The following is a 5,560-nucleotide window of genomic DNA, read 5'->3' on the forward strand; positions in this document are numbered from 1 at the left end:
ACATCAGGCCTTGTCCCATGTGCTTCATTGGTCGGACTGGCGACGAAAACACCAGTACCGGGCTTGGCAGTGCCACTGTCGTCAGCAGCAAGCCCGGATGGCAACGCATGAACGATCACAGCATTAGTTACGGCTGTAGTACTAACCGAGCGGGCTTCGAACACCGGCAAAGCCCTTGCCCAGCACATGGGTATAGATCTGGGTTGTTTCCACGCTCTTGTGGCCGAGTAGTTCCTGCACCGTGCGGATATCCGTGCCCTGGATCAGCAACTGGGTGGCGAAGCTGTGTCGCAGGCTGTGGCAAGAGCCGGGGCGAGACAGCCCTGCGGCCCGCATTGCGTGCTTGACCGCTCTCTGCACCGCCGTTGGATGGATATGGTGCAGTACTACTTTGCCGGTATCATCGAAACAGGGGCGGCTGGCGGGGAATAGCCACTGCCAGGCTAGGGAGACTCCCGCATTGGGGTACTTGCGATCGAGCGCATGGGGCAGTGTCACCGGTACGCAGCCATGCTGCAGGCGACCATCAAGCTGATATTTGGCCACGTTGATGCTCTGCCGCAAGGCGGGAATGCTTATCGCCGGGAGGAGGGTGGTTCTGTCCTTGTCCCCCTTGCCAGCTCTCACCGTAACGATCTGCCGTTCGAAGTCGATATCTCGGACACGTAGCCTACATGTCTCGATGAGGCGCAGCCCTGAGCCATACATCAAGGTTGCCATCAGATGCATGGGGCCAGAAAGGTGGCTCAGCACACGCATGACTTCCTCATGAGAAAGCACCACTGGAAGCTGGCGAGGGCGCTTGGCACGCGAGAATTCCCCGACATCTCCCAAGGGCTGTTCGAGGACGTGACGATAGAGGAACACGAGGGCATTCAGCGCCTGATTTTGCGTGGCCGCCGCCACCTGGCGCTCCACCGCCAAGTGCTCCAGGAAGGCGCGGACCTCGGGGCCTCCCATGCCGGCGGGATGTCGCACACCATTGAAGCGAATGAAGTAACGTATCCAGTAGCAGTAGGTCTTCTCGGTACGCGGGCTGTAGCGTTTCACGCGCATGGTAGCCCTGACCCGGTCCATCAGCTTCGGCGAGCTGCGATGCGTATCCATAAGGCCTTCCTCCCGAAGAATGGATATACGTACAGTGTTATAGGTGATGATAGAATGCGCAAGCACGCGAATTCTGCATGGATAGCCGAGCTATGCTTCGGATATAGAAAAATCAATGACTTAGTCACAAAAAATGCGGGTTTGATAAGATTGTTGAACGCGCGTGCTCATTCAAGTCAATGAACGAGCACGCTGTCTAATACCTGTTATGCGGCCCTGCGACACATTCTGTCGTTACGATAGAGTAGTTTGAGAAAAAGCCAGAAGGAAATTGAATGTCTAATTTTGATCAAAGCTTCGAACACACTCGCTTGAATATGCTGGCTCAGCAGCATGCTGAGATTGTGAAGACGACGGGGGAGGTAATTTTCTGCGCTGAGGAGGATGAGGACCGTCTGAGCGGTGCGTCTTGGAGGCTAGAAGACGAGGTTTTCGATGAGGTCAGTAAGTCGGGCTTTAAGCTACATTTGATGGAGTTGCTTGATAACTTTATTCAATACCGTGGTCAATGCAATGAACTGCCCAAAAAAGAGGGCGTCGTTCGTTTTTCTGGTGGTGAGCTAAGTATTGAATGGCTGCCGGATGGATCAACGCATCTTTCTGGTCATTCATCTGCACAGGGAGAGTAGTCTTGTTCAATAAAGACGATCTATACCCTCTTGTCGATGGGTTTGAAAGACTGCCAGGGCAAATTAACGAGCTCTCAACGAGCGCATTTGAAAGAGTATATGGTTCCAGAGAAGCCGCAAAAGCAAAAGGTATTATCTATTTCCTTTTATCTTCGAAGCCGGTTCCTCGTCTTCGCGGTGAAAGCCGGATTCTATATATCGGGCAAACAAAGACCAGCTTCAAAGCAAGGTACTTTCGCTACGCAAGTCTTCATGCCACATCGAATGCTAATTCCTTAAAGTTTGGTGAGATTATAAATCGGTATGGTCCGATAGAAATTGCCTTCTGTGATTATGAAAAGTTTGGAAAAACAAAATCAGGAGCGTCTTTACTGCAAGCGGAAGGCCAGTTCCTTTGGTGGTATTTTCAAAATCACTGCGAGTATCCACCAATAAATTACACGAAAACCAAGGTGCGCACCGATGAGATCAGCGCATAACAAAGCCAGGCACAGCGACGGCTTTTCCGTTCCGGCTTCGCCTCCACTGCAAAGCCGCGCGTGCTGGCGGCGTTAGGGAGAGAGAATGGCTGAGTCTTTGCAGATAGCTTTCTACATCGTTAGTCCGATTGGGACATTTCTTGCAGTTGCGACGGCTTACTACGCGATCTATCGTCAAACAAAACCGTGTGTTGTTGTCTATTATGAGCCAAACCCTGACACAGCCAGCCTGATTGATCTCGTAATACGGAATATCGGGACGGGTACGGCGAAGGATATATCCTTTTCAGCACCACTTCCCATTTTATGCTGGGGCATAGAAAAGCCCGACAGCAGCGAAAGCAAACAGATTGATCACAAAATTCCCTTTTTGGCACCAGGGAAAGAGTTGAGATTCAATGCAGGGCAATATGGTGGTCTGAAAGATAGAGTACAGGATGGGATTACTGTAAGTGCGCAGTACACCTTTCGAACTCCATTACGATCAAGCAAACAAGGCACGGACTCTTCAATGCTGGATGTGAATTACATGCAGCATGCTGGCACCAAAAATAGTGCAGCTCAGGACCTATCCGATGCTCTGAAAGGAAAAAATAATACAGTATTTATCAACATGAATAAGAGCTTGGCTAGCATCAGTAAGTCGTTATCGGAGCTCGCAAAAAAGAGGGATGACGCCTAGCCTCCCTAACCAGTGCAGGCACAGCGACGCCCTTTCCATTGCGCCTTCGGCTCCATTCCAAGGGCGCGCATGCTGCAAGCGTTAGCTCTCAGAAGGAGAAATAAGTGCAAGCTTTCGTTCTACGAGTCGCGCCTAGCGAAATAGACAGGCTGCCAGAGGCGTTAGAAGGCGATCAGATTATTATTGGCTGGGCTAATGCGGACGGCCTTTTGGATAAGCAGCTAGATTGGGCCGCCTTTCGGGAGCTTGTGAGGGCTACGTATTACCGAGACGATAAGACATTACACCGCGCGGGAGCGGCGGCAGGACATATGTGGCGGTTTATCCGTGAGATGGAGGCGGGTGATTTTGTCGTTGTTCCCTACGGATCCGAATTCTATGTAGCTGAGGTGGCGGGCGAAGCCATTTATCTGAAAGACAAGCAGAGCGAGGACTCCGCCTATCGCAGGCCGGTAAAGTGGTTGAATTCGAAGCAGCCAATTCCACGATCATACGCTAAGTCGGCATTGATCTCGCGTATGAAGATACAGGGCACATCGGCTTCAGCAACCGATCTCCTGGATGAAATTCGAGATTGTTTGGATATAGCAACGTCTGGAGCTACGCCGAGCTTTCGCTCTGACCTACAGTCTAGCCTCATTACACAGGCGCTCAAAGAGCTTCAAAAAGGGCGGATAGATAGTTTTGGATTCGAGAACCTAATCAATAACTTGCTTCAAAGCCTCGGAGCCAAGGAAGCAAGAGTGATCCCACGGAGTCAAGATAAGGGCGCTGATGTTGTGGCCACATTCCTCGTGGCAGAAACATTTCCCTTGGTAGTGGCGGTTCAGGCTAAGCATTGGCAACCCGAGCCTCCCGTGGACTGCCATGTCATCGATCAGCTTGTATCAGGAATGGAAGCTGAAACCGCGGATCTTGGGATGGTGATTACCACCGGAACATTTTCTGATGATGCTGTTCGCGCCGCTAATGAGTACTTGGAGAGCGTCGGGAAGAAGATCGAACTTGTGGACGGAGAGCAGTTTGCGAAGATGATTGTTGAGCATGGTACTGGCGAGAGCTAACAACAGCATGCAGCGGACGCCGCTACGCGCCGCCGCTGATGCTGGGCGTTAGCTGAGAAGTGCGGTGTTCCTTTTGGGTGGCTGGGTGCGAGTGGCCTTGGCCGAAAACGGGTAGCAAAACTGAAGGATTGCGGGTTCGCCAAGGCCGTCAAAGCTCGTCGTCCTGCTGGCAGCTTAATCGGTCAGCGGTGTTGGTAAAAGCTTGGGTGTTTGCCGCGTGGGGCCGTCCGCCGAAACCTGGTTCCTTGCTTACCTGCTACTCTGAAGTTCAGGTTCATTCACCGCATCAAAGGCGGTGGTTTTAATCACAGTGCATCGGCAGTTGCCGGTGCCAGAGGGCATCGGTGCAGGCTGTCATGTTGGTTGCCAAAGATCGGGTTTCATACTGGTTCGGTTGTTCGCAGCTAACAAGGCCATCAAATTCGCTCCCTACGGTCGCCGGACGCCCTTGTCAGGGCGCCGTTTATGGCTGGCGTTAGCTGCCACACGAGGTCTCATGCAATTTGAACCAAGGAAGACCGAGAGTCACCGCAACTGGATTGACCCGGATGGCATCAAGATCTACACAATCTCCGCCAAGGGCCAGACTGTTGACCAATCGCAATACTTGCCTCGGCTGTCGGCCATAAAGCAGGCTAAAGGTATTTCCTGGGCCTCAACGCCGGCATTTGTCATCTTTCACGACGGTGCGGGTGCTCGTTACCTCGTCCTTGGCTGGTGGGGCAATGACAATGAGCTGTTTACCTCAGTCTCAGTGCAAACACCTTCCGGATGGGTTGAGGATCCGTCGCTCTATTCGTTCTGCCTCTATGATCTCGAGGTCATCTGGCATGAGCGCAACAGTTTCATCCAGTTCTACTACTGTCAAAACCCTAGCATCGAGGCATATCGCCAAGATCGTCTGGGTGGCGGCTAACAATTCATTCAAGCCGAAGCCGCTTCGCGGCTCGGCTTAATTCAGGCGTTAGCAAGAAGGAGTAAAGATGGCTGTAGGAGATTGGTTCAGCACATTTTGTGGGAATATCAAGGTCAGTAATAAGGACTCAATATCAAGACGATATAAAGCTATTACAAGAAGGCTGAATACTGATTTTTGGGATACAGTTTCTGAAACTTCGCACAGTCTTTATGTCGGCTCCTATGGTAGAAACACCGCTGTGGGGGGCTTTAGTGATCTTGATATGTTGTTTCGTTTGCCATATAGCGTCTACGAACGATACAACAATTACAATGGAAACGGGCAGTCTGCATTGCTCCAGGAAGTAAAGCGCTCCATAGAACAAACCTATGCTACAACCAAGATTCGTGGTGATGGTCAAGTAATTCTAGTTCCATTTGATGATGGTCTCACTTATGAAGTTGTTCCTGCATTTGTTAATAAAGATGATAGCTTCACCTATCCTGATGCAAATAATGGCGGCCGATGGCGTACCACCAATCCAAAACCAGAAATTGAAGCAATCAGGGCGAGGAACAACCAGTGTAACAAAAACCTAATTTGGCTGTAACTATTCAGGTAGCTGCGGATAGCCTGTCGCCAACCACCTGATTCTTCTGGCATAGTGTGCCTGATCCTTCGGTACATCAATGCGATGACAT

At 51.1% G+C, this 5,560-nt stretch carries 7 protein-coding genes; 6 read left to right on the top strand and 1 reads right to left on the bottom strand.

Going from position 1 to position 5,560, the window contains the following annotated elements; all coding sequences use genetic code 11:
* Positions 1–141: 141 nt before the first annotated feature.
* Complete coding sequence (locus tag DFO68_RS15090) at positions 142–1,107, bottom strand: integron integrase (protein ID WP_133484435.1); 966 nt, start codon at positions 1,105–1,107, stop codon at positions 142–144.
* 275 nt (positions 1,108–1,382) lie between these two features.
* Here DFO68_RS15090 and DFO68_RS15095 point away from each other — a divergent pair, with 275 nt between their 5' ends.
* The 6 genes from DFO68_RS15095 to DFO68_RS15125 all read left to right on the top strand — a co-directional run bounded on the left by DFO68_RS15095 (position 1,383) and on the right by DFO68_RS15125 (position 5,469).
* Entirely contained in the window at positions 1,383–1,736 is a 354-nt protein-coding gene (locus DFO68_RS15095) for a hypothetical protein (protein ID WP_133484436.1), read from the top strand.
* 2 nt (positions 1,737–1,738) lie between these two features.
* Positions 1,739–2,215, top strand: a complete 477-nt coding sequence (locus tag DFO68_RS15100; protein WP_133484437.1) for a hypothetical protein — start codon at positions 1,739–1,741, stop codon at positions 2,213–2,215.
* A gap of 85 nt (positions 2,216–2,300) precedes the next feature.
* A complete protein-coding gene (locus DFO68_RS15105; RefSeq protein WP_133484438.1) occupies positions 2,301–2,897 on the top strand; it encodes a hypothetical protein in 597 nt (198 codons plus the stop codon).
* Positions 2,898–3,001: 104 nt separating this feature from the next.
* Positions 3,002–3,961 (top strand): restriction endonuclease, encoded by a 960-nt coding sequence (locus DFO68_RS15110; protein WP_133484439.1) that lies wholly within the window; start codon positions 3,002–3,004, stop codon positions 3,959–3,961.
* Positions 3,962–4,457: 496 nt separating this feature from the next.
* Positions 4,458–4,877 carry a hypothetical protein gene (locus tag DFO68_RS15120; protein WP_133484440.1) on the top strand — a complete coding sequence of 140 codons (420 nt, stop codon included), beginning with the start codon at positions 4,458–4,460 and terminating at the stop codon, positions 4,875–4,877.
* 67 nt (positions 4,878–4,944) lie between these two features.
* Positions 4,945–5,469, top strand: a complete 525-nt coding sequence (locus DFO68_RS15125; protein WP_243726537.1) for an SMODS domain-containing nucleotidyltransferase — start codon at positions 4,945–4,947, stop codon at positions 5,467–5,469.
* Positions 5,470–5,560 lie beyond the last annotated feature (91 nt).

It is taken from the genome of Halomonas ventosae, from assembly GCF_004361885.1.
In the GTDB taxonomy this organism is placed as follows: domain Bacteria; phylum Pseudomonadota; class Gammaproteobacteria; order Pseudomonadales; family Halomonadaceae; genus Halomonas; species Halomonas ventosae_C.

Coding starts and splice junctions, on each gene's coding strand:
- DFO68_RS15105 (WP_133484438.1), top strand. CDS start 2,301: ATGGCTGAGTCTTTGCAGATAGCTTTCTACATCGTTAGTCCGATTGGG.
- DFO68_RS15120 (WP_133484440.1), top strand. CDS start 4,458: ATGCAATTTGAACCAAGGAAGACCGAGAGTCACCGCAACTGGATTGAC.
- DFO68_RS15125 (WP_243726537.1), top strand. CDS start 4,945: ATGGCTGTAGGAGATTGGTTCAGCACATTTTGTGGGAATATCAAGGTC.
- DFO68_RS15090 (WP_133484435.1), bottom strand. CDS start 1,107: ATGGATACGCATCGCAGCTCGCCGAAGCTGATGGACCGGGTCAGGGCT.
- DFO68_RS15095 (WP_133484436.1), top strand. CDS start 1,383: ATGTCTAATTTTGATCAAAGCTTCGAACACACTCGCTTGAATATGCTG.